Origin of the sequence: Massilia pinisoli, from assembly GCF_024753285.1 — a bacterium.
Classification (GTDB): Bacteria; Pseudomonadota; Gammaproteobacteria; order Burkholderiales; family Burkholderiaceae_D; genus Telluria; species Telluria pinisoli.
In genome coordinates this window covers 1-22,874 of record NZ_JANUGW010000035.1, presented here as the reverse complement: position 1 = coordinate 22,874, position 22,874 = coordinate 1, and the positions used below count along the sequence as shown (strand labels likewise).

General features: G+C 62.0%; 23 protein-coding genes and 1 pseudogene. 14 read left to right on the top strand and 10 right to left on the bottom strand.

Going from position 1 to position 22,874, the window contains the following annotated elements:
• Positions 1-124 precede the first annotated feature (124 nt).
• The 10 genes and pseudogenes from NX784_RS28045 to NX784_RS28000 form a co-directional block, all read right to left on the bottom strand.
• Positions 125-1,171: a relaxase/mobilization nuclease domain-containing protein gene (locus NX784_RS28045; RefSeq protein WP_258819962.1), complete on the bottom strand. Its 1,047-nt coding sequence runs from the start codon at positions 1,169-1,171 to the stop codon at positions 125-127.
• Complete coding sequence (mobC, locus tag NX784_RS28040; protein ID WP_258819961.1) at positions 1,161-1,721, bottom strand: plasmid mobilization relaxosome protein MobC; 561 nt, start codon at positions 1,719-1,721, stop codon at positions 1,161-1,163. Before mobC ends, NX784_RS28045 begins: the two co-directional genes overlap by 11 nt.
• Positions 1,722-1,926: 205 nt before the next feature.
• Positions 1,927-2,754, bottom strand: a complete 828-nt coding sequence (locus NX784_RS28035) for a hypothetical protein (RefSeq protein WP_258819960.1) — start codon at positions 2,752-2,754, stop codon at positions 1,927-1,929.
• Positions 2,755-2,856: 102 nt separating this feature from the next.
• Positions 2,857-5,339 (bottom strand): annotated as a pseudogene (locus NX784_RS28030) (adenosylcobalamin-dependent ribonucleoside-diphosphate reductase).
• A gap of 36 nt (positions 5,340-5,375) precedes the next feature.
• The gene (locus NX784_RS28025; RefSeq protein ID WP_258819959.1) at positions 5,376-5,690 is read right to left on the bottom strand and encodes a hypothetical protein; all 315 of its coding nucleotides are present in this window, start codon (positions 5,688-5,690) and stop codon (positions 5,376-5,378) included.
• Between the two features lie 299 nt (positions 5,691-5,989).
• Positions 5,990-6,187, bottom strand: a complete 198-nt coding sequence (locus NX784_RS28020; protein ID WP_258819958.1) for a hypothetical protein — start codon at positions 6,185-6,187, stop codon at positions 5,990-5,992.
• 402 nt (positions 6,188-6,589) lie between these two features.
• Positions 6,590-6,886 carry a hypothetical protein gene (locus NX784_RS28015; RefSeq protein WP_258819957.1) on the bottom strand — a complete coding sequence of 99 codons (297 nt, stop codon included), beginning with the start codon at positions 6,884-6,886 and terminating at the stop codon, positions 6,590-6,592.
• A gap of 33 nt (positions 6,887-6,919) precedes the next feature.
• A complete protein-coding gene (locus tag NX784_RS28010) occupies positions 6,920-7,888 on the bottom strand; it encodes a ParB/RepB/Spo0J family partition protein (RefSeq protein WP_258819956.1) in 969 nt (322 codons plus the stop codon).
• Positions 7,885-8,670 carry a ParA family protein gene (locus NX784_RS28005; protein WP_258819955.1) on the bottom strand — a complete coding sequence of 262 codons (786 nt, stop codon included), beginning with the start codon at positions 8,668-8,670 and terminating at the stop codon, positions 7,885-7,887. The genes NX784_RS28010 and NX784_RS28005 overlap by 4 nt, the downstream gene beginning before the upstream one ends.
• Positions 8,667-8,984, bottom strand: a complete 318-nt coding sequence (locus NX784_RS28000) for a TrfB-related DNA-binding protein (protein WP_258819954.1) — start codon at positions 8,982-8,984, stop codon at positions 8,667-8,669. The genes NX784_RS28005 and NX784_RS28000 overlap by 4 nt, the downstream gene beginning before the upstream one ends.
• 587 nt (positions 8,985-9,571) lie before the next feature.
• Here NX784_RS28000 and NX784_RS27995 point away from each other — a divergent pair.
• The 14 genes from NX784_RS27995 to NX784_RS27930 all read left to right on the top strand — a co-directional run.
• Positions 9,572-9,865 (top strand): TrbC/VirB2 family protein, encoded by a 294-nt coding sequence (locus NX784_RS27995; protein WP_258819953.1) that lies wholly within the window; start codon positions 9,572-9,574, stop codon positions 9,863-9,865.
• A 1-nt stretch (position 9,866) separates the two neighbouring features.
• A complete protein-coding gene (locus NX784_RS27990) occupies positions 9,867-10,247 on the top strand; it encodes a VirB3 family type IV secretion system protein (protein ID WP_258819952.1) in 381 nt (126 codons plus the stop codon).
• Positions 10,234-12,708 carry a VirB4 family type IV secretion/conjugal transfer ATPase gene (locus NX784_RS27985; protein ID WP_258819951.1) on the top strand — a complete coding sequence of 825 codons (2,475 nt, stop codon included), beginning with the start codon at positions 10,234-10,236 and terminating at the stop codon, positions 12,706-12,708. The genes NX784_RS27990 and NX784_RS27985 overlap by 14 nt, the downstream gene beginning before the upstream one ends.
• On the top strand, positions 12,705-13,358 hold the full coding sequence (locus NX784_RS27980) for a type IV secretion system protein (RefSeq protein WP_258819950.1): 654 nt from the start codon (positions 12,705-12,707) through the stop codon (positions 13,356-13,358). Before NX784_RS27985 ends, NX784_RS27980 begins: the two co-directional genes overlap by 4 nt.
• A gap of 28 nt (positions 13,359-13,386) precedes the next feature.
• A complete protein-coding gene (locus tag NX784_RS27975) occupies positions 13,387-13,665 on the top strand; it encodes an EexN family lipoprotein (protein ID WP_258819949.1) in 279 nt (92 codons plus the stop codon).
• A 9-nt stretch (positions 13,666-13,674) separates the two neighbouring features.
• On the top strand, positions 13,675-14,673 hold the full coding sequence (locus NX784_RS27970; RefSeq protein WP_258819948.1) for a TrbL/VirB6 family protein: 999 nt from the start codon (positions 13,675-13,677) through the stop codon (positions 14,671-14,673).
• A gap of 7 nt (positions 14,674-14,680) precedes the next feature.
• Positions 14,681-14,830: a hypothetical protein gene (locus tag NX784_RS27965; RefSeq protein ID WP_258819947.1), complete on the top strand. Its 150-nt coding sequence runs from the start codon at positions 14,681-14,683 to the stop codon at positions 14,828-14,830.
• 9 nt (positions 14,831-14,839) lie between these two features.
• A complete protein-coding gene (locus NX784_RS27960) occupies positions 14,840-15,709 on the top strand; it encodes a VirB8 family type IV secretion system protein (protein ID WP_258819946.1) in 870 nt (289 codons plus the stop codon).
• On the top strand, positions 15,706-16,512 hold the full coding sequence (locus NX784_RS27955) for a TrbG/VirB9 family P-type conjugative transfer protein (protein WP_258819945.1): 807 nt from the start codon (positions 15,706-15,708) through the stop codon (positions 16,510-16,512). Before NX784_RS27960 ends, NX784_RS27955 begins: the two co-directional genes overlap by 4 nt.
• Positions 16,509-17,720 (top strand): TrbI/VirB10 family protein, encoded by a 1,212-nt coding sequence (locus NX784_RS27950; RefSeq protein WP_258819944.1) that lies wholly within the window; start codon positions 16,509-16,511, stop codon positions 17,718-17,720. Before NX784_RS27955 ends, NX784_RS27950 begins: the two co-directional genes overlap by 4 nt.
• A gap of 8 nt (positions 17,721-17,728) precedes the next feature.
• Complete coding sequence (gene virB11 / locus NX784_RS27945; RefSeq protein WP_258819943.1) at positions 17,729-18,799, top strand: P-type DNA transfer ATPase VirB11; 1,071 nt, start codon at positions 17,729-17,731, stop codon at positions 18,797-18,799.
• A 10-nt stretch (positions 18,800-18,809) separates the two neighbouring features.
• A complete protein-coding gene (locus NX784_RS27940; protein ID WP_258819942.1) occupies positions 18,810-20,762 on the top strand; it encodes a type IV secretory system conjugative DNA transfer family protein in 1,953 nt (650 codons plus the stop codon).
• 1 nt (position 20,763) lies between these two features.
• Positions 20,764-22,470: an LPD7 domain-containing protein gene (locus NX784_RS27935; protein ID WP_258819941.1), complete on the top strand. Its 1,707-nt coding sequence runs from the start codon at positions 20,764-20,766 to the stop codon at positions 22,468-22,470.
• A 107-nt stretch (positions 22,471-22,577) separates the two neighbouring features.
• On the top strand, positions 22,578-22,874 hold a 297-nt coding region (locus NX784_RS27930; RefSeq protein ID WP_258819940.1), incomplete at its 3' end, for a ribonucleotide-diphosphate reductase subunit beta.

Sequence of the window (22,874 nt, the reverse complement as noted above, 5' to 3'; positions counted from 1 at the left end):
AACTTCCTTACCCATCGGACGCCCTTAGTCGCCCGAGTCACCGACTGAAATTAGCAGCCAGAACTGTATGTGTCTGCCAATGGACTTTGCGCCCCTATGGTTCGGATGACGCCACAAGGAAAATTCATTGCGTATCACGCTGCTGATCTGGCAGCTCAGAGATCTTTATCTGCTGTCGCTGCAGGCGCCAATTGACCTGCTCGATCAGGGCACGCTGCATCTTCCGCCGTTCTGTGTCCAGCGGCGGAAGCTCGCGTGCAAAGCGCTCGACTTGTTCGGCTAGTTCGACGTCGCCTTCATCACGCAAGGCTGCGACGTTACGAGCCAATTCCTTTAGTACGTCCCGCCGCCGCGCCGCCATCGCCACTTCCCACGGAGTGGTTTCCGTTTCGCCTCTTCGCAGGTCGGCGGCCGCTTGGGCGAAACGCCGTGCCTCGGCCTTCGACACGTCGCCGCGTTCCCTGATGTGGTACTCGGCGCTCCCGCAAGCCTTGAGCGATACGCCCCGTTCCGCCCTCGAGGTGGCATTTGCTTCGATTCCACGCGCGCGAAGCTCCGCAGCGAATGCCTCCCTCCAAATGCGTAGTGTGGCCTTTCGAATATGAAGCCGTCGCCCGTTCTCGTCTTCGGCACGCACGATCACGTGGACGTGTGGATGCGGCGGGGGATTGGCACTCGGGTCGGTCTCCGGGGTGTGCAGCGCCATGATGTATTGGCGATCCACAAACTGCTCTTGCGCGACGACTTGCACGGCCTCGAACAGCTTGTCGGGGTTGGTCTTTGCCGGCATCGAGAAGATGATGTTAAAAGACTGGTGCAAGGCCACGCCGCGCGTGTCATGCGTGCGCTGCAAATCGAGGTCCCAGGAAGCATGTAAGCTTCGAATAACGTCCTGCCCACTCAGGCGCCGGGCATTCTCGTCAGTGGTGATGAGTGCTCCCCCGCGCGATATGTAGTTCATATACCGCAGCACGCCGACAATTCTCGACCCGCCGCCAGTGACCTTGATAACGACTTCGGGAACACGCGCCACAGTGCGCCGCAGCCTGTCCTTTGTCGACTGCCAGTCCTCACCCTGGCTGCCCGGTGTCTCGTGTGGGCGATAGAGGAGGCGCCGCAAGCCCGACTTGCGCCCGGCTCGGTCTGACAGGATCGTGTGCTTACTGGACATCGGTAGCTCCCCAGGTCCGCAGATTCGCATGCACTAGCTCCTTGACTGCCGCGGTTTCGATGTCCAGGAGCATTCGGATCAGCTCGAAGTCTAAGGTGGAAAAGTCAGCGTGGTCTGGGTCGATATTGACCTTCCTGGCGATCTGGTTGACGTTACGGCCGATGTCGGCCAGTTGGCGAGCAACCTGACGCACGGCGTTGACCTCGTCATGACAAAGGACCGGACGCCTGTCGATATGCGCGTAGAGAAGGTTGGCAAGATAAGCGCTGCGGTACCACCGCCGCTGCGCTGCCAGCCGCCCAAGCTCGTCGTAATAGTACGGCTCGATGCGCACATAGACCTGCTCCGTCCTGGCGCCGGCACGCGCCGGAATATGCGCCGCTGCAGGCAAGTCGGTGTCCGTGGTTTGTTGCCTATTGCCTTCCTCAGCCCTGATGAAGTCCCTGATCAAAACCGCGGCCAATCGTGACGAGGTCACCGACCTCGCTCGCGCAAGTGATTCAAACACTTCTTTCGTCCCACTGTCGACTGCTGCTCCGATCACTGCCATGACGGCTCTCCCGGGTTAGTCAAACGTTGAAAACGGATTCGCTTGCGGCCACTGCCGCTATTTGCGTTTCGCGGCTTTTGGTGCTTTAGGTCTTTGGTGGGGCAGAAGCAACGGTCAACGTGTATTCGTCGCGCAGCCGGTTTTCCGAACCGTGTAACATTATGGCTCAGCTCAAGCAACGCGAAAGAGGTGGTAGGCAGGAAAATTATTCGCTGTGCGCTCGACTTGCGACCAATCGCTCTACGGCATTAAGCAGCTCGCTAGGAGTGCCACCGGCGGAGACGTAGTCGTCCAGCAGCGCAGCCAGATCGTCGTAGTCGCACTGTCGTTCAGCACGCTCGGCATCGTCCGCTTCGAGCGCGTCGACGTCCGCCCGATCCATGCCATAAGCTCGGTCCAGCCACTGCTCGGCATACCTCCGCTCGTCGCTACCATTGCTCCCAAACTTGTCGGCACGCGGCTTACTCACATAATTCGAAATGCCGGCGAGATCGCCAACAAAGCCGTGCAAAACCTCTTCCGGCGAGCGCTGTACGGCGCGGCACTCTCGAACGAATTCCGGTGGAATGCGGACCGTTATCGCGATAGTCTCGTCCGGGATAAACCTTCCGTTTTCACCGGGGACGAGATTTGCCGGAGCAAGGAAGCCCCGAGGCTTGCTTTCGCACCACCAGCCCACCGTCTCCACAACCCGGCCGTTTGGATCGCGCCGGCCGCGCAGGTCGTCCAATTCGGGTACTCGACGCAAGCTTTGGTCGAGGTACGGCCGAAAGTAGCAGGCGCCGGCCGGCATGGCTGCAGTCGATATCGAGGCGGCGCGGACTAGGTAGCCGACCTTGCCCACATCGCGGCGGCTCCTTTCATCGCTCCACTGTCCTCCACCGACGACCGTTCTGGTTTCGCCCTGGTACTCGATGGTGAGCGTTTGGTAAATGTCGGTGCCGGGCACAACGTCCAGCAGTCGAACATTGTGCAGCTCGACATGCATTGCCACGTACTTAGGCGTCTCGAGTGCTGCAAAGGCGTCAAACATGTTCAGTCCTTTTCGGCCATGAGAAGGTTGATCTCATCGATCGACGACACCACGGCGCATGGGGCGTTCGGTGTCGTCAATCGAGCAGAAGCAATACGATCCTTATCCGCAGGTACCAATGTAGTGGCATTCGGTGCAGCGCTGGCATCCATCGATTTTTGCAGGGCGCGCGCGCCGCACTCCGGGCACTTGGCGCCGATGGCGGCCGGTGTCGCTGGCGTAGATGTCACGTCTACCGGTGCAGGCTCTACGTCCGACACGTCGTCGAAGCGGCGAGCAGCATACCGACGGGCCAGGACAGCGACTGGCACCTGGTTGGCGGAGGCGTCGAGGAAACCCCGTCGCATCAGCATGCGCTGGAGCATGAAAGCGATCGCTGCCACTTCCGAGTCGTGATACATAGGCACTTTCGTACCATCCTCTTTGGTGAAGAGGCCGCAGCGCACTGGACCTTTCTCCCATACGACCTGGCGCAGATCGGCCAGCGCCTTCGCGATCGATCCGCCGGCGCGCGCGGTCAGTGACAGCAGACGCATCGACGCCGTGATCCACTGCTGCCCTTCGCTGCGCTGGCCAGCTGGCATGAAGAATTCAAACGGGCGTTCGATCGTCACCCGGCGGCCATCAATCACGCCGTCGACCGGGATGAAGCTCATGCTGAGATACAGGGGCTTGCTGCCTTCCTGTGTTGAATATTCGATCTTGGACGTGACCGACTCCAGATCCCTGCGGGGGCGCCGGTCGAACCGCTTGAAGAGCGGATCGTCGTCGAAAAGAGCCGGCGGCGTCTCGCCTGCGTCAAGACTCAGCACGCTTCCAAGCACCTGATTGGGGCGGTAGGTAGCCAGCCCCTTGAGGCCAGCGCGCCATGCCGCGCTATAGAGGTCTTTGAAGTCGGCGTAGGGGTAATCGGCGGGCACGTTGATCGTCTTCGATATCGCGGTGTCGACGAACGGCTGTACCGCCTCCATCATGCGCAAATGGTCGATTGCAGCCATCTGCAAGGCCGTCACGAACTGCGCCGGCAGCAACGCGTCGTCGGCAACAGCGCGTCCAATGTGTCGCCGGTACAGACGCCATGCATGGTCCGCCACCTCATAGGTTCTGGCGGAGCCATCCGGCATCAGCTTCTTGCGGTTATAAGTCCAGGAATAAGCGGGCTCGATGCCGTTTGACGCGTTATCGGCGAAGGCGAGCGAAATGGTGCCGGTTGGGGCGATCGACAGCAGGTGCGAGTTGCGAATTCCATGTTCCCGGATCGCGTCGCGCAGGTGCGCCGGCAGACGGGTGATGAACTGGCCCTCCAGGTATCTCTCGGCGTCAAACAGCGGGAACGGGCCTTTCTCCTTAGCCAATTCAATCGACGCCTCGTATGCGGCATCCCGCAATTCGCACGCGATCCGGGCCGCCACGGCGCGTCCCTCGTCCGAGTCGTACCGCAAGCCCAGCATCACCAAAGCGCTGCCCAGGCCGAGGAAGCCGAGTCCGATCCTGCGCTTGGCATGCGCCTCCGCAGTCTGTTTCTCCAGCGGCCACACGGTGGCGTCGAGGACCAGGTCAAGCATGCGCACGGCGATGGTCGCCACCTGCCGCATTCGGTCGAAGTCGAAGCTCGCGCCCTCGATGAAGGGCTGCACCACGAAGCACGTCAGGTTCAGCGAGCCGAGGTCGCAGCAGCCATAGGCCGGCAAGGGCTGTTCGCCGCACGGGTTGGTGGCGTTCAGGCGCTCCGCGTACCACAGGTTGTTTTCTGCGTTCATCCGGTCGATGAACAGCACCCCCGGTTCCGCGTGGTCGTACGTCGATCGCATGACCTTGCCCCAAAGGGCCAGGGCGTCGACCTGCCTGTAGACCCACATGCCATCGTCACGCCGGTATGCCCCTGCCGCAATCGCGTCATCATCTGGCTCGGCACTATGCACCAGCTCGAAGGACTGGCCTTCGGCCACGGCCTGCATGAACGCGTCGGACACGCCGATAGACAGGTTGAAGCGCGTCAGGTTGCCGGAATCCTTGGCTGCGATGAATGCCTCGATGTCGGGGTGGTCAACGCGCAGTACGCTCATCTGTGCCCCGCGCCGAGCACCGGCTGACTCGACAGTCTTGCACGACGAGTTGAAAAGTTCGATGTAGGGCAGGGGACCGCATGCGCGCGACCGGGTGCCCTTTACCTTGCTGCCCGCCGGCCGGATCGGGCTGAAATCGTAGCCAACACCGCCACCGCGGCGCATCGTTTCCGCAGCTTCGGACAAGGCGGTATAGATGCTCGGCAGACCGTCCGCATCGCCGGTGACGGAATCGCCGATCGGTTGCACAAAGCAATTGATGAGCGTCGCACGCGTATCCAGACCGGCCGCCGAATTGATGCGGCCTCCGGCGATAAAGCCGTTTTGCTGGGCCCACATGAACTCCTGCACTCGCGCTTCCCGCACGTCGGCAGGTTCAGTAGCGGCGAGGGCAATGGCCACGCGCTGCCGGACGTCGTCGATTTCACGTTCATCGCCTTTGGCATACTTTTCCCGCAGCACGTCTATCGACACTTCTTGCGGTGCAAGCGCAGCGATTACCTTCTCGTTGGAATTCATGATTACCTCCAAACGCAGTCTGCGGATATCTCTAGATTAGGACGATTTGTCCGTGGCATCTTGGGCCGACTCAAGCGGATTTCGAATATTTTTGCGCTTTGGCGGCCGTACGAGGCCCGCCTCTAAGAGCAGCAGGCGCCAGGCCGCGTAGGCGATCTGCGAGTGCGATTTGGTCGTTGGCGTTGCAAGCCACCGCCGGACGACGCGTCCGTCCGAGGCGCCCACCAGGATCGCGACTCGTTCTCCGGTGTAGCCGAGCATCTCGATCACGGCACGCAAGTCCTCATGGTCCGGTGGGCAGTACTCGGGATCGGCAAATGGTCGAAGTGTGTTGCGCTTCGGAAGTGTCATGAGTTACTTCCGTTGCTGGCGTCTGCCCGGGTTGAATCCGGCGCGTCCAGGAGCGCCAGCAGGAGGGCGACGGCATCAATCAGATCGCGGACGCAACTCACGAGACGCGCCGATCTCTCGAATGGAAGCGCGTCAGGCTGGTCTGTTCGACTTGTTTCGGTCATGATTTTTCCTGGCGCCGCAGCGCGGGCTTTCTGACTGGTTTCGATCGGGCTGGCACGTACCACAAGCAGACCACCAGTCTCCAGGATAGGACGATCCATCCTATTCAGCGTTGCGGTTCATCAGGTCGAAGCGTCCTATTTAGAGGAACCTTTTTTCCTGTCCTGGTCGCGATCTTGCCGACGGTTTTCCCGTTGCTCGGTTAGCATGCGCTGCAGCTTCCGGCGCTCGGAATCGACGGACGGCATGCCATGCATGAAGTATTCGACCTGGTCGGCCAGCGGATGGTCACCTCTGGCACGCAGCTTGGCGACGCTTGCGGACAGGTCCCGCATGACATCGCGGCGGCCTGCGGCCGTTGCGACCTCCCATGGCTTTGGTCTGGTGCGTCCTGCTTCCAGCTCTTGTGCTGCCTCGATCGTGCTCAGGCTTCAAGAACTCCGCGATCAAGGTGCCGGCAAGTTGCGACGGTGTCAGGTTGCGCGTCCGCGCGACGTCCGTGAATCGCTTCTTTGACTCTGCGTCCAGTGTGGCCCCGATCGTCGGCATTGCGAGCCTCCTTCAAAGTCCGGTTGCGTATCGACTTCGATGTAGCATCGCGCACTTCAGGTTCAGTGGTCGTGTTCTGTCTTCTAGTTCTTGGGGCAGGATAGACTGTCGTCTTACGTTGTTAATCCTGACGGATTAACAGACGGTCCTCGTCCCTTCGGGACTGCGGGACAATCTCGCCACTGCGCTCACACCTCGGAAATCACAACGACATCAGACGGCGCCAGCGCGCGAACGGCCGCGCCAAGCGCCAGTTCCAAAGCGACGCCGGCAAGTGCCAGCACCGCACCCGCCCACATCGGCGTCGTCTGGTCACGCCTCGCCAACGCACAGAAGCCAAAGAGCACAATGCCGGCTGTCACCGCAAGACGAAACAGCGGTACCACCATGCGCGAGGCAAGCAGCAATGCCGTGAACAGGGCCAAGCGCAACGTACCCAGCACGGCCCTCGCCGACATCTTCATCACAAATCGTGTTCTGTGCATGGGATGTCCCGGTATCGGTTTCGAGACGACGGGCTATACCGCGGCGGTGCCCAGAACTATAGTATTCGCAAGGGGCACTTCGGCAGTACCACCATCGTCGTACCGGATGAGAACAACACTGTCTTCATGCACCGTAGCCCTGCGTCCACCGTGCTGCACTCGAATGAGTAATCGTGTCGAGGACCGACCTGTCGGTCGCGTAGCGACGACAGGCTTAGTGCCGCGAACAGAGGCAGAAGCCGTATGCGACTCACTGGACGGCCCAGTCGCAGTCGCGTCTCCTGTAGACGCAGGTATGTGAACGTCGTGTGCAGAGGATGCACTGGACGGTACGCGTAGCTCAGGGTCATTGGTCAAAATTTCGTCGCGACGAAATTTCTGTGCCAGTGCCTCGACCGTATCACGCGTGACTTCAACGCCGCTCGCGCACCACGCGTCGACCTGCTCCGGAAATACATCATGGAGCCGTCTCAAGTCGTACAATGTACGGGCCGAGGTCGCACCGTTCGCATACGCCTTCTCGACACACGGCGGAGCCTCCAGTAGCGCCAAGTGCTCGGTGACGTAGCCATTCTTGTAGCCCAGCTTCGCAGCGATCTCGTTCTTCTTTTCGCCCGCGTCCAGCCGGCGCTTGATGAACAGCGCCATCTCCATCGGCGACAGGTCGGCACGGTGCAGGTTTTCCGCGACCTGCATGTAGTCGTCGGGCGCTTTGTGCACGAACGCCGGAATGGTCTGCATGCCCGCAATGACAGATGCGCGATGTCGACGCTCACCATAGTTGATGATGTAGCGACCGGGCGCCACCGGGTCGGGGCGTATCGAGATCGGCTGCACGACCCCAATCGCGCGGATACTTTCTGCAAGCTCCAGTAGTGCGGCTTCTTCCAAATGCTTGCGCGGCTGATTCGAGTCGTAACTGATGGCGTCGAGTGGTACCGGCAACGGTTCCCCCGCCGCGGGCCGACCGATTTCGGCTAGGCCGGTCAGGTCGAGGTTCATGCTTGCCCCTCAATCCGGTCGAGCAGCATGCGGAAGACGGTGCGCATCTCGATTGCCGCCTCGCGAGCGGAGGTCTTCGTGCGGCCGTCAACTTCGTTCTTCAGCCGCCATACGGGCGTCCGGCCAGCGGAAGCCTCGCGGTACGCCGAGCGGTCCGCGATGAATGCAGGGAAGATGAATTGCGGGTATTTGCCAAGCAGTGCCTTCAGGCTCTTGACCTGTGTGGGCTGGCGCGAGTCGTATTCGTTCGCCAGGATGCCGAGATTGACAAGGGCCGGGTTCCAGGTGCTCTTGATGGAAGCGACACGCTTCAGCACCTCCACCGATACGTCAATGCTGTCCTGGTCGATCTTGGTCGGTATCACCGCGAAGTCGCTCACGAAGAGCAGGGCATTTGTGATGCGGCTGTTCGATCCGGCCGAGTCGATGACGGCGTAGTCGAAGGAGGGCGCCAGTTCGGCGAGACGCGCCTGCAGGTTGGTGACCAGCTGCGCATCGCTGACGCTGGAGCGCTCCACCGTGCGCAATCCCTCCCGGTCAGCCTGGATCACGCTGATCGCGCCGGACACCTGGGGCAATGATATGGAGACATCGCCAAACAGGTGGCTTGCCCCGAGTCCCGGCTGCACGTACTCACTCATCACGCGACTGTAGTTGCCCTGTTCGTCGCCATCGACGCCAAGCACACGGTTGCGCTCTTCGGCGAGGTAATGGGTGAAGTTGAACGCGATATTGGTCTTGCCAACGCCGCCTTTCTGATTGGCCGGGATAAAGATCTTCACTTTTTCGCCTTTAGATTTTCGCGTGCCGCGCGTTCCATCTCCCTGGCGAGTTCCGCCATCTCGGGAGGTAGGACCACGCTGACACTGACCCATCCTTCCGGACGGGACCCATGCGTGACGTGGTATTCCCATGCGCTCCGCACCATGGAACTCACCGCCACCGCCGACACATCCAGTTCCGCTGCTACCTCTTTCTGAGAGCGGCCATCGACGAGGATTCCCCTGATCGCCTCCACATTGCGATCCTTCATCCTGGCCAGATACGGCCTGATCGCTTCGAATTCGTCCTCGGTCAGCCGTTTGTCTTTCCTCATGAACACCTTTCTGGACAATTGAGGCGCCGAGTCATGGCGCATAAGTGTACTTAAATAAGGTGTTAATTAAACACCTGAATTAATGATGCTTATCAAAGTTTTAACCTGCGACTTAATCTATCGTCAAGCCCATGTCACCGCAAGGAGGCTGGACATGAGTTTGCTTCTGAGGTCGCTGTTCTTCTGCGCAGTATCACTTAATGCGTTGGCGCAAGGAAATGATTCGTTTCCGGTAATCGAGAGGGCCGTGCAGATGGCGCGCGAGGCCGATCGTCGCGTGATTCTCGAGACAGAGCTTGCAGCCGAACGACAGGCCCTCGACGCCGCGCGTGCGGTGACAAAGCAGTCCTCTGATGACGGTGCTAGAGCCGAAGTGCACCGCCACGAGGAGAACGTCAGGGCGCTGCAGCGCGAGCTGAAGCGCACAGGACAAGACGGTGCGGTAAGAGTCAGTGCACGCCGTCCCCAGCCTGACGTAGTCCCGCCCATGAGGCGGGCAATGCCTGGAGCTGCCCCAGCGCCTTTCTGGGACGTCTACCGGCGAAGCGCCGCTCCATCCGACTTCCAACCACATTAAAGGAATCACCATGAAAACTGCTCGTTCCCTGCAGCGTGTCCTGTCACGTCTCGCGTTCGCTTGCGGACTGCTCCCGGCCCTGGCCTTCGCGGCACCGCCGTTTGCCAACTCCGGCACGCAATTGAAGGCGGACATCGTCCAGACCCTCACGCCATTTGCCGGTTTCGCGGTCTTCGTCGTCGGGGTCCTGTGCCTGATGGGACGTGTCAACTGGGGCTGGTTCGTTGGCGGAGTCATTGGCGTCATCATGATGTTTGGTAACGACCAGATCGTGGCCTGGATCCGCGCATTCACGGGAGTATGACGTGGATGACGACGGCATTGAGGTTGACTCGCTCGCCGTCGGCCTCACGAGGCCGGCGATGAAGTGGGGCGTACCGTATCCGGCCCTGATGATCAACCTTATCGTATCGGTCGAGGCCCTTGTCTGGACCAAGAGCCTGCTCTGGATGCTCATCTGCGTTCCGATCCACGCCATCTGCTACCTGGTCTGCCTAAAGGACCCCCGTGCCTTCGAGCTCTTCCTGCTGTGGCTGCAGACCAAGGCGAACTGCCTTGTCGCCACGCGCGGATACTGGTCCGCCTCCTCGTACAGCCCGTTGGCATTGCGGCGGCGGATCACGCTTCTTCAACGGTGGCGCATGCAACGACGCCTGAAACTGGAGAACAGCCATGCCGATAGTTGACTCCAAGGGCCGCAGCCGTGCACGCGCGGCTCCACGTGAACTGTCTCAGGCGCAGAATATTCCCTACGACTTTCACTTGACGCCGAGCGTGGTCCAGACCGGCAACGGGGACTACGTCTGCGTACTACGATTGAGTGGCGCCGCATTCGAGTGCGCGTCCAACGCCGACCTGAACAGCCGTCACGACAGGCTGAACAGGATCATGCTCAGCGTTGCCGATCCGCGTATCACGCTCTGGCAGCACATCATCCGGCGCGAAGAAAACAACTATCCGGATGGCTCCTATCCGCCGGGTTTCGCGCGCGACTTCAACGCCCGCTACGCCGCGAAGGTTGGTGGCGAAAAGCTGATGGCCAACGAGCTGTACTTGACCGTGGTGTTCCGGCCCAACCCGTGGTGGACTGGCGGCGCGCTGGGCAGGCTGTTCTCCATACGCACGGACGAGGCGATCGAGGCCGAGCGGCGCGACAACGTGGCGGAACTGGATGCCATTGTCGACGGATTGGTCGCCTCCCTGCGCTATTACGAGGCCGAACGGCTGGCGTTGTATGAACGCGGCGGGGTATGGTTTTCCGAGCCGGCCGAGTTCTTCGGCTACTTGGCGAACGGAGAGTGGGAGCGGGTGGCGCTTGCCCCGTGCCGCCTGCGGTCGCTGATCGGTACTACGCGGCCGCTGTTCGGTGCCGAAACCATTGAAATCAGGAGGGCAGGTAGCACCGCTTATTCGGCCATGTTGGGTATCAACGGATACCCGGCCGAGACGCATCCGATCTACCTCGATGACCTGCTGACGCTTCCGTGCGAGCTGGTGATCACCCAGTCCTTCAACTTTTCGCGTAAGGACGCGGCGCTGGAGCGGATGCGGACCGCCGGCGTCCAGATGGAAAACGCGGGCGACGCGGCAGTGTCGCAGCGCGAGGAACTGCCGGATGCCGCCGATGATCTCGCATCGCGCCGCACGGCGATGGGAACGCACCACTACAGCGTGCAGGTAAAGGGCGTCACGCTTCGGGACCTCAACCAGAACATTGACAAGGTGCGCACTGTCCTGACAGACGCCGGCATTGTCAGCGCGCGCGAGGACCTCGCGTGCGAGGCGGCCTATTGGGCGCAGCTGCCGGGGAATCACCGGTATCGCCCTAGGCTCTCGCTGATCAACAGCCGTAACGCCTGTGGGTTCATGCCCCTACATAACTTCCCGCTGGGGAGGCGGAGCGGCAACCATTGGGGCGACGCTGTGACCATGCTGGTGACCGCCGCGGGCACGCCGCATTATCTGAACGTGCACGCCGCCGATCCAAAGGCACGGAACGGCGGCAACAAGAAGGATGTGGCTCACTCGATGTTCCTGGGCCCCACCGGCTCGGGCAAGACCGCCGCGGCGATGTTCTTGCTGACGATGATGCAGAAATTTGGCCTGACATCCGTCCTGTTCTCGAAGGACCGCGATACCGAAATCGCGGTGCGTCGCCTGGGTGGCAAGGTCTATCGGATCGAGCCCGGCTTGCCGACCGGCTGGAACCCATTCAGTCTCGATCCGCAGGAAAAGGAGACCATGTCCTACCTGCGTCGTCTCGTGCGCAGACTGGTGTCGCGTCCGATGCAGACGCAGGACGGAATCGAAATCGACACGAAGCCCCTCGGCGTGTCCGAAGAAAAGGAGCTCGATTACGCGGTCGATGCAGTCATGCGCCTCGCGCCTGAAAACCGTCGCCTCGGGCGCGTGCTGGATTACCTGCCAAAGGGCGCAGAGAGCGTTTATGAGCGCCTGTCGAAGTGGTGTCACGCGCGCGAAGCAGGATGCAAGGACGGTACGCTGGCCTGGGTGTTCGACAACCATGCCGACACGCTGGCATCCAGCCTCGGCTCGGTCCAGACCACCGCTTTCGACGTCACCAGCTTCCTCGACGATCCGGAACTTCGCACGCCGATCAACATGCACCTGTTCCACCTCACGAGCCGGTTGATCGACGGGCGCAGGCTTGCGGTTTGGATTTCCGAATTCTGGAAGGCGCTGGGCGACGCCAAATTTGCAAGCTTCTGCGACGACATGCTGCGCACGCTGCGGAAGAAAAACGGCTTCGTGGCGCTCGATTCGAACTCTCCGGGCGACGCGATCAACCATCCGATCAGCCGCACGCTGGTCGAGCAGGTCGCGACCCTGTTCCTGTTCCCGAATCCCGGTGCGCGCCGGAAGGACTACGTCGACGGTCTGGGCCTGTCCGAGCGCGAATTCGAGATCATCAAGACCGACATGCCGGAAGGGAGCGGCATGTTCCTGTTCAAGCAGGGGCACCATTCGATTGTCCTCAAGCTGCCCCTCGACGGCATGGAGGACGACCTCGCCGTGCTATCCGCGCGCACGTCCAATCTCGCGCTCATGGACCGCTTGATCGCGCAATACGGAGAGGATGTTGACAGCTGGTACCCGCACTTCATCAATGAAAGGAGCAAGGCATGAAATACCGGAACGTGATCCTCGCCGCTCTCATGGGCAGCGGCATGCTGTCGGCGCACGCGCAGCTGGTCGTGACCGATCCGAAGGCGCTGGTCCAAGCAGTCAAACAGGTGCGGGCGTGGGAGCAGCAGTACCTGCAGATGCGCTTCCAGATCGAGTCGATGACGGGGAGTCGCGGCATGGCGAACCTGCTGCAGCCGTCCGCCCGTGTGCTGCCGCCCGACTGGGCCCAATCGATGACGCAACTGTCGGCGCTCGCACAGGAAATCAGGGCGACGCAGGCGATCCTGACGCCCGCGCAGGCCGCGAGCCTGCCACCCGCTTTGCGGTTGTTCCTGAGCCAGTCGCAAAATCTCTCCGCCGCCAGCCAAGCCATGGCGCAGGCGGCGTACAACGACGCCGCGGTTCGCGAGCAGCGCTTGCGGACGCTCACCGGCGCCCTCGCGACGACGAACGACCCGAAGGCCGCGTATGACCTTGCCAACGCCATCGCCATCGAACACGCCAGCCTCGTCAAGGACCAGAACCAGCTGACGGCGGCGGCGAACGGCGCAGCGGCACAGGAGGAGGCGCAGCGGCTGATGATCGACCAGATGCGTGCCGCCTCCTCGGGGCTGGGCAACTTCCCGAGGATCGACACCAGGCTGCCCTGACGCATACCTACATCCTAAGGAGCCCATCATGAACGTCATACACACCGCCGTCATTACTTGCGCCGTATTTGTGGCAGCCACTTGCACCGCCTGTTCCAAGCAGAGCCCTGTGGTCGCCGAGGCAACAGCCGGACCTGTCCTCACGGTCGACGACTACCTGAAGCAGCCTGACGTGCGGAAAAAGGTGTTCGCATCCTGTGCGAACGATCCGGGCCGTACAGGCGACGATCCGAACTGCGTGAACGCGCTGCAGGCGGAACGTATCGCTTCCGCTGGCACCGGTCGGTTTCCCCGCGTAACGCCATAGGGCAAAGTCATGGCTTCCCCGACCACTTTTTTCACCGACAGCCTCGCATATATCGAGCGGGTGTGCGATGCGTACGTCGGTGAACAGGTCGCCGCTGTCGCCAGGGCCATCGCGCCCGCGGCGTTCACCTTTCTCGGCTTGTACATCGTGCTCTGGGGCTTCGCCAGCATGCGGGGAGCCATCAGGGAACCCTTGATGGACATGGCCGAAAGGGTGCTGAAGATATCCGTGATCTTTGGCGTCGGAATCGGACTGGCCGAGTACAACACCGTCATTACCGCGACCTTCCTCCACGGCCCGGACGACATGGCTGCCGCCGTGGCACGCTCGCCGGACTCCACGAACTTTACCGGCGCTCTCGATGCCTTGCTCAGCCAGGGATTCGACATCGGAAAGCAATTCTGGGGCAAGGCCGGCATCCTTCGCGGCGATGTGGGTCTTTACGTCGTGGCCATCGCCGTATGGGCACTGACCATCATCGTGACAGCGTACGGCTTCTTCCTGATGGCGCTGTCCAAAGTCGCGCTGACGGCGATCCTGGCGCTGGGCCCGCTGTTCATCATCAGCCTGCTGTTCGAAACAACGTCGGGCTACTTCAATGCCTGGATCCGGCAGCTCAGCAACTACTTCCTCGTTCCCATCCTCGTCATGGCGGTCAACCTGCTGGTGCTCAAGCTGTTCTCGCGGGCGGCATCCGAAGCGGCGATCGCGAACGCGGGCGATGTCGACCAGATCTTTCCGTTCCTCGCGATGGGGCTGATCTCGTTGCTCGCGCTCGCATCGGTCCTGACCATCGCCGCAGGACTCGCCGGCGGCGTCTCGTTGTCTTCGTTCGGCATGGGACGGCTGACCGGGCACCTCATGTATCGCCACGGCCGTAGCCTCATAGGCAAGGGTGCCGACTACTCGACGAGGCCTGTCCGCTACGTCGGTCGCAAGGCCTGGGTCGCCACCAAGGGCCTGTCCCGGGGGCGGGCAAAAAATTCGATCACGCACACGAAACGGTGAGGACGCCATGCGCAAACTGATCCTGCTGGTTGTGACCCTGGCAGTACTGGACGGCTGTGCCTCCAGGCCGCCCACCTGCGACGGCACGGACCGTCGCCCCATCAACGTGTCGGCACAGACCGGCGCCACCTATCCAAGCTGCGGCACCGCCGCATAGGAGCCATTCATGCAGACCACGAACGCTAGGGACGCACTCGCTGTCCATGTGGATGAGCTGCGCCGGTTTATCGAAACCCACGACGACATACAGCTTTTGTTGGAACATTCCGCGGCCGAGTCCGACCGGCGAACGGACGTGGAACAACGTTCGCGCAGGACCGCATGGAGGGTGGCGGCCGGGGCGTCCATGCTCGCCATCGCGGCGTTCGCGATCGCCGCCGGCGCCATTCATACGTCCATGCGGCCGGCGCCGCCGCCCGAAGTGCTGGTCGTCGACAAGTCGACCGGCGCCACGAGGCCGCTGATGTCGCTCGCGGCATACCAGCTGTCGCCGGAGGAGGCGACCATCCGGCGCAGCATCGCCACTTTTCTGCGCGCACGCGAAGGCTACACGTTCGACACGGCCGAGGACTCCTACTATGACGCGGCCGCCTTCATGAGCCCCCGCCTGCAGGCGCAATGGGCTGCGTACTGGGACACCGCCAATCCCGCGTCGCCGATGAACGTGTACAAGAAGGATGGGAAGGTGCGCGTCCAGATCGGCGCTATCACCATCCTGCGCAACGGGCTCGGCGCCGCGACCGGTGTACGCGTGAGCTTCACGTCGTGCCTCTCGAGGGCCGACCAGCCGGCCGGGGAGGCCGCCAGCTGGATCGCGACGATTCCTTTTCATTGGGTGAACGTGGCGACCGATGAACGCACCCGCCGCGTCAATGATCTCGGCATGGAGATCACCGACTACATCAAGGATCCCGACCTTGGCGTCGCCGCACCAGCAATGCGGCAGCCTGAGAAGGCCGCTCCCGTCCTGGCGGGGCAGGGGCGGTCGGTGGCGCTCTCCGCGCCGGTGGCAACGGCACGGGAGGTATCGCCATGAACGCGAAGCTGATCGTTTGCGTGGTGGCTGGTGCGCTGGCTGGTTTGGCTCACGCAGCCCAGGATCCGATAGCGTCGAAGGATGATCCGCGCATCCGCTTCGTCGACTACAACCCGAACAATGTGGTGACGATCTACGGAAAGGTCGGCACGTCGACGATGATCCTGTTCGAACCGGACGAGCAACTGGTAGACATGGTGGGCGGAGATACCGACGCCTGGCAGGCCGCGAGCACGGGCAGGCGCAATGGCGTGTTCTTCAAGCCGGCCGTGACGGCGCCGGCGACGAACATACAGGTGATCACCAACAAGCGCGCCTACAACCTCGACATGAAGCTGGCCGCGAAGAAGGACATGGGATACCTGACGGTGCGCTTCAGGTATCCGGCGGACGAACAGGCGGCCGAGGCAAAGGCCAGGAAGCAGGAGCGGATCGAGGCATTGCTCCAGCAGACCAGCCCCGTCCGCAACCGCAGCTATACCGTCCAGGGCGCGGACGAGCTGGCCCCGGTCGAGGCATGGGACGACGGCGCGGTTACGTATCTGCGCTTCGCGGCGCGGAGCCCGATACCGGCGATCTACGCCGCCAGTGGCGATGGCGATGAGCTTGAGCGGGTCGTGAACGTCAACGTAACGCCGGACGGCGTGGTTGAGGTCCACGGCGTGCGCCGCAAGTTCGTTCTGCGCTCGGGATCGACGGTGGCCTGCGTATTCAACGAACGGTTCGACGCCGGTGGGGCAGCCCCTGTGACGAAAACCTCGTCGCCGCGGGTCGAACGCATCGTCAAGGGAGGAACGCAATGAACATCTTTCCGTTCGGACGACGCCAGCGCGACAAGGACGATGTCGAGATGGATAACGTCATCGAAGGAGAACGCGATGACGCGACGGTTGATCGTGGAATGCGCGCGCAGAACAAGGCGGCAAACCTGATCATCATCGTCAGCGTGGTGGCGGTGGCTGGCCTGGCGCTGTGGCGCTATTACGCGGCCGTCTACAACAGGCACAAGGAGGCTGCCGAAACACCGGTCGAAGCCGCGCCGCCCGTGCCTACAAGCCTCCCGCCGCTGAAGGCTCCGGCGTTTGCCGAAACCAGACCGGAAATGACGCTGTCTTCGCTGTCGCCGGCAGCGATGCCGGCGAGCGTACCCGTCAATGTGGCAGGGCCGGCGTTGACGCCCAGCGGTGCCACCGCAGGTACCAGTCCGCTGACGCCTGCGCAGCAACGCATGAAGCAGCGCTTGGAGTCTCCGCTGTCGTTCAAGCTGCCGGATACGCCGCAGTCCAATGGTGGCCTTCCGAACGTCGCGAGTAGCGCAGCGGGCCCCGCAGGTCCAATCCAAACCGCTGGTAGCGGTCCGGCAAACGCGACGCCGCCGTCCCAGGCGCCGGCATCCCGGGCATACATGCTGGCAGACCCGGGCATGATGATCACGCGTGGGACCAAGATACCGTGCGATGTGGTCGAGGCGCTCGATACCACCTTGCCGGGTCCCGTCACGTGCATCCAGACCGAGGACGTGCGCGGCGCGGATGGCAAGATCATCCTGCTCGAACGCGGCACGAAGTGGGTAGGCATGCAGGCCAACGGCGTGGCGCAGGGGCAGCGCCGCGTCGGCATCGTTTGGTCGCGCGGCGAGACGCCAAACCACGTGCTGGTCGATGTCGATTCGATCGGCGCGGACTGGCTCGGCCGCCCGGGCATCACAGGCGACGTCGACAACCACTTCTGGGATCGCTTCGGCGCCGCGATCCTGCTGAGCGTAATCAGCGACATCGGCCCATATCTCACAGCCCTTCATCAGGGCGGCGGCAACAACAACACGACCATCGCTTTTCCCAACATTACGGGCGACGCGCAACAGGTCATGAGCGACGTGCTGAAAACCACCCTGAACATCCCTCCGACCCTGACAGCGCCCCAGGCGTCCCAGGTCGTGATCCACGTCGCGCGCGATCTCGACTTCCGGGACGTGTATGCGCTGCAGGAACGTCCCTCTACCGCAAGATGAGGCCAGCCATGCGCGACGTATGCGAAAACCATCCTGAAAAGTCCACGGTGGCACTTGCGCTCGAGCCGCTGTCCGCGTTCCTGGACGACGCGAGTGTCACCGAGATCGTGATCAACTGCCCGGGTCTCCTCGTCGCGGAACGTGAGGGACGGTGGGAAACCCATCGCTTGCCGGTGTTGAGCTTCGACTGGTGCCTGGACCTGGCGAAGCTGCTGCGTAACCGTTCGAGTCAGGACATCACAGAAGCCCACCCGCTCCTTGGTGCCCAGCTGCCGGACGGCCAGCGGGTCCAGATCGTCATCCCGCCGGCGGTCCCGACCGGGACCGTGTCGATCACCATTCGCAGGCCCAGTTCGACTGTCTTCTCGTTGCGGGAACTGATTGCTCAGGGGGCGTTCGGCGCGACCCGATGCGAGCAATCGCTGTCGCTGGCGCCGGACGAGCGCAATGCGCTCGAAGCTGCCTTGCCGGAGTCTGACCGGGAATTGCTGGACCTGTTTCGCTTGGCGGAGTGGGAACGATTCTTCACGCTCGCCGTCAAGCGGCGCAAAAACATCGTGTCGTCCGGAGCGACAGGTTCGGGCAAGACGACGCTGGGGAACGCGCTCTCTACACTGATCCCGTCGCACGAGAGGATCGTCACCGTCGAGGATGTGCGGGAGATGCGCCTCTCGCACGATAACCAGGTCAACCTGTCGTACCCGAAGGGCGGTAACGGCGTGTCGCAGCTGGCTCCACGCGACCTGCTGGAGGCGGCACTGCGCATGCGTCCGGACCGCGTGCTGCTTGCCGAGCTGCGCGGCGACGAGTCGTTTTTCTTCATCCAGAACGTGCTCAATTCCGGCCACCCGGGAACCATCACGACGGTCCACGCCACGCGCGCGAAACTGGCTTTCCGTCGCCTGGCGCTGATGATCAAGGGCAGCCCGGAGGGAAGTGGACTGGAGCTTGCCGACATCATGACTACCCTGCATGCACTAGTCGACATCGTCGTGCAGATGGAGCGGCTGCCGGATGGGCAACGCGCCGTCTCCGAAGTGTACTTCGATCCGGCATTCGCGATGCGCCAGCTCGGCTGAGGAGACCAACATGCTCATGACCCCTGCGGATAGCGAGCGGCACCATACCCTCGTCGTGGCCGGCATGCTGGCCGGCGGCGTCGTTCTCGCGTTCTACCTCGCCAGCTATCTCTTCCTCGTCAAGCTGCACAGCCCTCTATTACCGCCATACGCAGCCACGCCGTTCACCGTGCTGGCGTACTGGCAGCAGTATGGCGACGACCCGTACACGCGGCGCTGGCTCGTCATCTGTCTTGTCGGCGGCTGGTGTGCGGCCATCGCCACCCTTGTTTGCCTGATGCGTCCGGCGAAGCGATCGCTGCACGGCGACGCCCGGTTCGCGACGCGCCGGGAGGTGGCTGCAGCGGGACTGTTCGACGATGACGGCCTGGTGCTCGGTCGCTGGGGCGGTCTCTTCGGCATGGGCGGCAAACTGATCACGCTGGGACAGCAGCGTGGTGCATTCTGCGCCGCGGGTCCGCGGACAGGGAAGGGCGCGGGACTTGTGCAGCCCAACGCGCTGAGCTGGCGCGGCAGCTTCGTCATCAACGACACACGCAAGGAGTGCTACCGGATAACGGCCGGGTGGCGTTCACTGTTCTCCAAGGTATTCCTGTTCGACCCTCTTGCACCCGATGGCTGCACCGCGCAATGGAACCCGATCTCTCGATTTTATGTACCCGACGAGCCGGCCCTGCGGATCAACGCGCTCCAGAAGATCGCGAACATGCTGTCGCCGGATCCGGCGAGCGGCGATCCGTTCTGGCCCGCATCGTGCCGAGATCTGTTCCTTGGGCTGGCGCTGTACGTCATCGAAACGCCGGTATTGCCACGTACGCTGGGCGAGATGCTCAGACAGATCATGTATGGGGAGGCGGAGGGGATCGGCGAACACTGGCGCGGGGTGATCGCGCGCCGGGACGGGAGTGACAATCCGCTCTCGCCGACCTGCAAGCGGATGCTCTACGACTTCATCCATCTGAGTCCGCAAACCCAGTCGTCGATCCGCAAGACTTTCACGGCCAAGCTCCAGCTCTGGGCAAACCCTTTGGTGGATGCGGCGACAAGCACTGATTCGTTCAACCTGTGTGACCTGCGCCGCGAGCGGATTTCGATCTATTTCGGCGTCAATCCAGGCGATCTTGGCCGTCTTGGGTTGCTGCTCAACCTGTTCTTCACGCAGCTCTATGACTGCAACATGGACAAGATGCCTGAGGACGATCCGACCCTCAAACACGAGGTGGCCGTGATCAAGGACGAATTCACGGCCATGGGGCGCATGCCTATCGTCCTGGATTCCATTGGTCTGATGGGCGGCTACGGACTGCGCGCCTTCATCATCGTGCAGGCGGTATCGCAGCTGCGCCAGGTCTACGGCGCCGATGGCGCGGAGACGATCATGAGTTGCTGCGGAGCGTCCGTCATTTTCGCGCCTCGCGAACAGAAGTATGCCGAGGATATTTCCCGCATGCTCGGTCCTTATACGGCGGAGGTGGTTTCCCGCTCGCGCCAACGTTTTACGTTTTCCAGCAAGGCAGGTGGGGGAAGCAGCACGGTCTCCCAAGTAGCTCGTCCGTTGATGAACCCGCAGGAAGTCAAACAGATGGGCAAGAACCACGAGATCATTGCCGTCGAGGGGATGCTGCCGATCCTGTGCAAGAAGATCTGGTTCTGGAAGCTGGGCCTGTTCGCGGCCCGGGCAAACCTGCCTGTCCCGGCAATCCGGCCCATTTCAGTCGAACTGACATCCGCGCCGGTGGCGTGTGAGTCGACGACCAGTATTGTCGAACTCTCCGCAGGCGCCGCTCCGACGCGATCGGTCACACCTGGAGATTTCGGCAAGCTCGGCAACTTGAACCTGACCGCGTATGCCGTCGATTTCTCCAAAGTCGAATTACCAAAAGGCGAGCCGATCACGGATGACGACCTGAAGAAGGCGTTCGGCTCATTCATGAAGGCCGTTGAATCCTCACAGGAGCAGTGACATGAGCGACGAGCAAAAAGAGGGCGGCGTCGCCGGCGCGGCCGGCATGGAGGCGCACAAGGCAGCGATGAGCCAGACGGCTGAATTGGCGGGGATAGATATCAGTGCGGAGATGGAGAAGCCAAAAAGACGGACCACCGCAAAGGCTCAAATCGTGGAGGAGGCAGAGGAGGGCGTCAAGCCAAAGCGAGCGCGGGCTTCTTCACGCAGTTCGAAAACGAAGAACGTGCTTACCGAGGCGCTTCCGACCCAAGACGTACAGCCAGGGAAGGTGCGGGGACAAGGCAATTTGGCACAAACTGAGACGGACAACCTGCCACCTTTGCCACCCGCGCCCGTCCCAACACCGGAAGGAATCGCTTTCATGCAGCAGCATGTCGCGTTCCAGGCCGCGCTTGAGCGTCGGACGGAACTGCGGCGCGCGCAATTGGATCGGTCAGGCCAGGCTTTGCAGACGAGCCCCTCACTTGTCGCACAGACGCAAGGTAGGCCTGACGTGCAATCCGGTGAGGTGGGACCCCAGACGAAGACGGCAGTCCAAGGCGCAGACTCGTCCAGCAATGCGGGTGCGGCCAAGGCGTCCATCGCCAAGGCAGGAAAAGCGGCAAAGGAAAACGTGATCGAGGCTGGTCGGGATATCGGCAAAGGACCGATCAGTGAAGTTGACCCGCAGGACTTGCAAGATGCCGAGGACGCACGGCTGCTGCGTCAGCTATTGGAACGGTCGCGTGCCCTCAGCGCGCCGCGAAACGCCACTGCCGTCGCCAAACCGGCCGCTGCCATCGCCCAGTCGGATGTTGGAACGCTACGTATGATCAAGGATGCCGCCGCTCGCAAGCTGGGTCTTGCGGTGGTTGGCCGCAACCGTCACGAGGATCCCAACTACAAGGTGGAGTTCGACAGGCTTGCGCCTGAGCTGAAGATGGACGCCCAAGAGGTCAACGGCGAGAAGCCGGCAGCGGTGCAGACGCAGGCTGCTGTGCCCGATAAAGTTGATCGCGACACTGCCAGATTGACTACGGTACCCGATTCCGTGCGCAAGCGCTTCCTGAAGGTCGACAGCGATTATTATTTCCCCGACCGTTCGCCTGCTTTTGTCGATCGTGGCGCTCGCCTGGCGACAAGAGGTGAGCATCCGGAAGTCATTGTTGCCCTCGTTGAGATCGCCAGGGAACGTGGCTGGAACAGCGTCACCGTGAAGGGATCGGAGAGCTTTCGGCGCGCGGCATGGATGGAAGCGACACGCAACGGCTTGCAGGTTGCCGGCTACAAGCCGACGGAGCTTGACCTCGCGCAGTTGAATCAACGGGAACCGGCCAACTTGATCGAGCCAGGCGCTGTACGAGAGCAGGGGCTCGCGCGCCCGAGATCCCTCGCGAAGCCAGTGGATCAGACACTGAACGAGAAATTATCAGCGTTCGTTAATGACAAGCCCACTCTGGCGGTGAAGAAGTATCCGGATTTAGTCCAGGCGTACGCCCTGCTAGACGCAGCCCGCAAATTTGCAGAGGCACATCTGCCCGGGCACGAGGCGAAGTTTATCGCGATCGGTAAAGAGCTGATCACCCAGCAGCTACGAGAAGGCAAGGAAGTCATAGGGCCGAAAATCCATCCTGACCAGGTCAGCCAGTCGCGATCCGGGCGCGACAGATCAGGCAGCAGCATGGAAAAGATATCGCAACCTGAAGTGCAGGTCCGCGAGCGCTAGGTAGACGCCGAACCTGACCCGTAATCGCCCACGAAGCGGACTGGACCGTCGTGCGGTACCGTCGTGCCAGCGGCCGGGTGGCCGCAAACGTTGCAAGGGGAACGCTCATGCTGTCATGGGACGAAGAGCCGGCAGGCATGCCTGCCGCTACATCGAATGCCAACTACGCTGACGCCGCCGACGTCGCTAAGCGCGTGAATGCGGACGACAAGCGCATGATCAACGCCAAGACCGACGTCAACCAGCTCGTACCGTTCAAGTACGAGTGGGCGTGGGACAAATACCTGGCCGGCTGCGCCAACCACTGGATGCCGCAGGAAGTGAACATGCAGCGCGACATCGAGCTGTGGAAGCACCCGAACGGCCTGACGGAAGACGAGCGCCGCATCGTCAAGCGCAACCTG

Excerpts from the sequence above, each read along its gene's own strand:
- NX784_RS28025 (WP_258819959.1), bottom strand. The coding sequence starts at position 5,690 with ATGACACTTCCGAAGCGCAACACACTTCGACCATTTGCCGATCCCGAG.
- NX784_RS27950 (WP_258819944.1), top strand. The coding sequence starts at position 16,509 with ATGAACATCTTTCCGTTCGGACGACGCCAGCGCGACAAGGACGATGTC.
- NX784_RS27965 (WP_258819947.1), top strand. The coding sequence starts at position 14,681 with ATGCGCAAACTGATCCTGCTGGTTGTGACCCTGGCAGTACTGGACGGC.
- NX784_RS27975 (WP_258819949.1), top strand. The coding sequence starts at position 13,387 with ATGAACGTCATACACACCGCCGTCATTACTTGCGCCGTATTTGTGGCA.
- NX784_RS28020 (WP_258819958.1), bottom strand. The coding sequence starts at position 6,187 with ATGCGGGACCTGTCCGCAAGCGTCGCCAAGCTGCGTGCCAGAGGTGAC.
- virB11 (WP_258819943.1), top strand. The coding sequence starts at position 17,729 with ATGCGCGACGTATGCGAAAACCATCCTGAAAAGTCCACGGTGGCACTT.
- NX784_RS27980 (WP_258819950.1), top strand. The coding sequence starts at position 12,705 with ATGAAATACCGGAACGTGATCCTCGCCGCTCTCATGGGCAGCGGCATG.
- NX784_RS27935 (WP_258819941.1), top strand. The coding sequence starts at position 20,764 with ATGAGCGACGAGCAAAAAGAGGGCGGCGTCGCCGGCGCGGCCGGCATG.
- mobC (WP_258819961.1), bottom strand. The coding sequence starts at position 1,721 with ATGGCAGTGATCGGAGCAGCAGTCGACAGTGGGACGAAAGAAGTGTTT.
- NX784_RS28010 (WP_258819956.1), bottom strand. The coding sequence starts at position 7,888 with ATGAACCTCGACCTGACCGGCCTAGCCGAAATCGGTCGGCCCGCGGCG.
- NX784_RS27985 (WP_258819951.1), top strand. The coding sequence starts at position 10,234 with ATGCCGATAGTTGACTCCAAGGGCCGCAGCCGTGCACGCGCGGCTCCA.
- NX784_RS27995 (WP_258819953.1), top strand. The coding sequence starts at position 9,572 with ATGAAAACTGCTCGTTCCCTGCAGCGTGTCCTGTCACGTCTCGCGTTC.
- NX784_RS28015 (WP_258819957.1), bottom strand. The coding sequence starts at position 6,886 with ATGCACAGAACACGATTTGTGATGAAGATGTCGGCGAGGGCCGTGCTG.
- NX784_RS27960 (WP_258819946.1), top strand. The coding sequence starts at position 14,840 with ATGCAGACCACGAACGCTAGGGACGCACTCGCTGTCCATGTGGATGAG.
- NX784_RS28000 (WP_258819954.1), bottom strand. The coding sequence starts at position 8,984 with ATGAGGAAAGACAAACGGCTGACCGAGGACGAATTCGAAGCGATCAGG.
- NX784_RS28035 (WP_258819960.1), bottom strand. The coding sequence starts at position 2,754 with ATGTTTGACGCCTTTGCAGCACTCGAGACGCCTAAGTACGTGGCAATG.
- NX784_RS28045 (WP_258819962.1), bottom strand. The coding sequence starts at position 1,171 with ATGTCCAGTAAGCACACGATCCTGTCAGACCGAGCCGGGCGCAAGTCG.
- NX784_RS27955 (WP_258819945.1), top strand. The coding sequence starts at position 15,706 with ATGAACGCGAAGCTGATCGTTTGCGTGGTGGCTGGTGCGCTGGCTGGT.
- NX784_RS27940 (WP_258819942.1), top strand. The coding sequence starts at position 18,810 with ATGCTCATGACCCCTGCGGATAGCGAGCGGCACCATACCCTCGTCGTG.
- NX784_RS27970 (WP_258819948.1), top strand. The coding sequence starts at position 13,675 with ATGGCTTCCCCGACCACTTTTTTCACCGACAGCCTCGCATATATCGAG.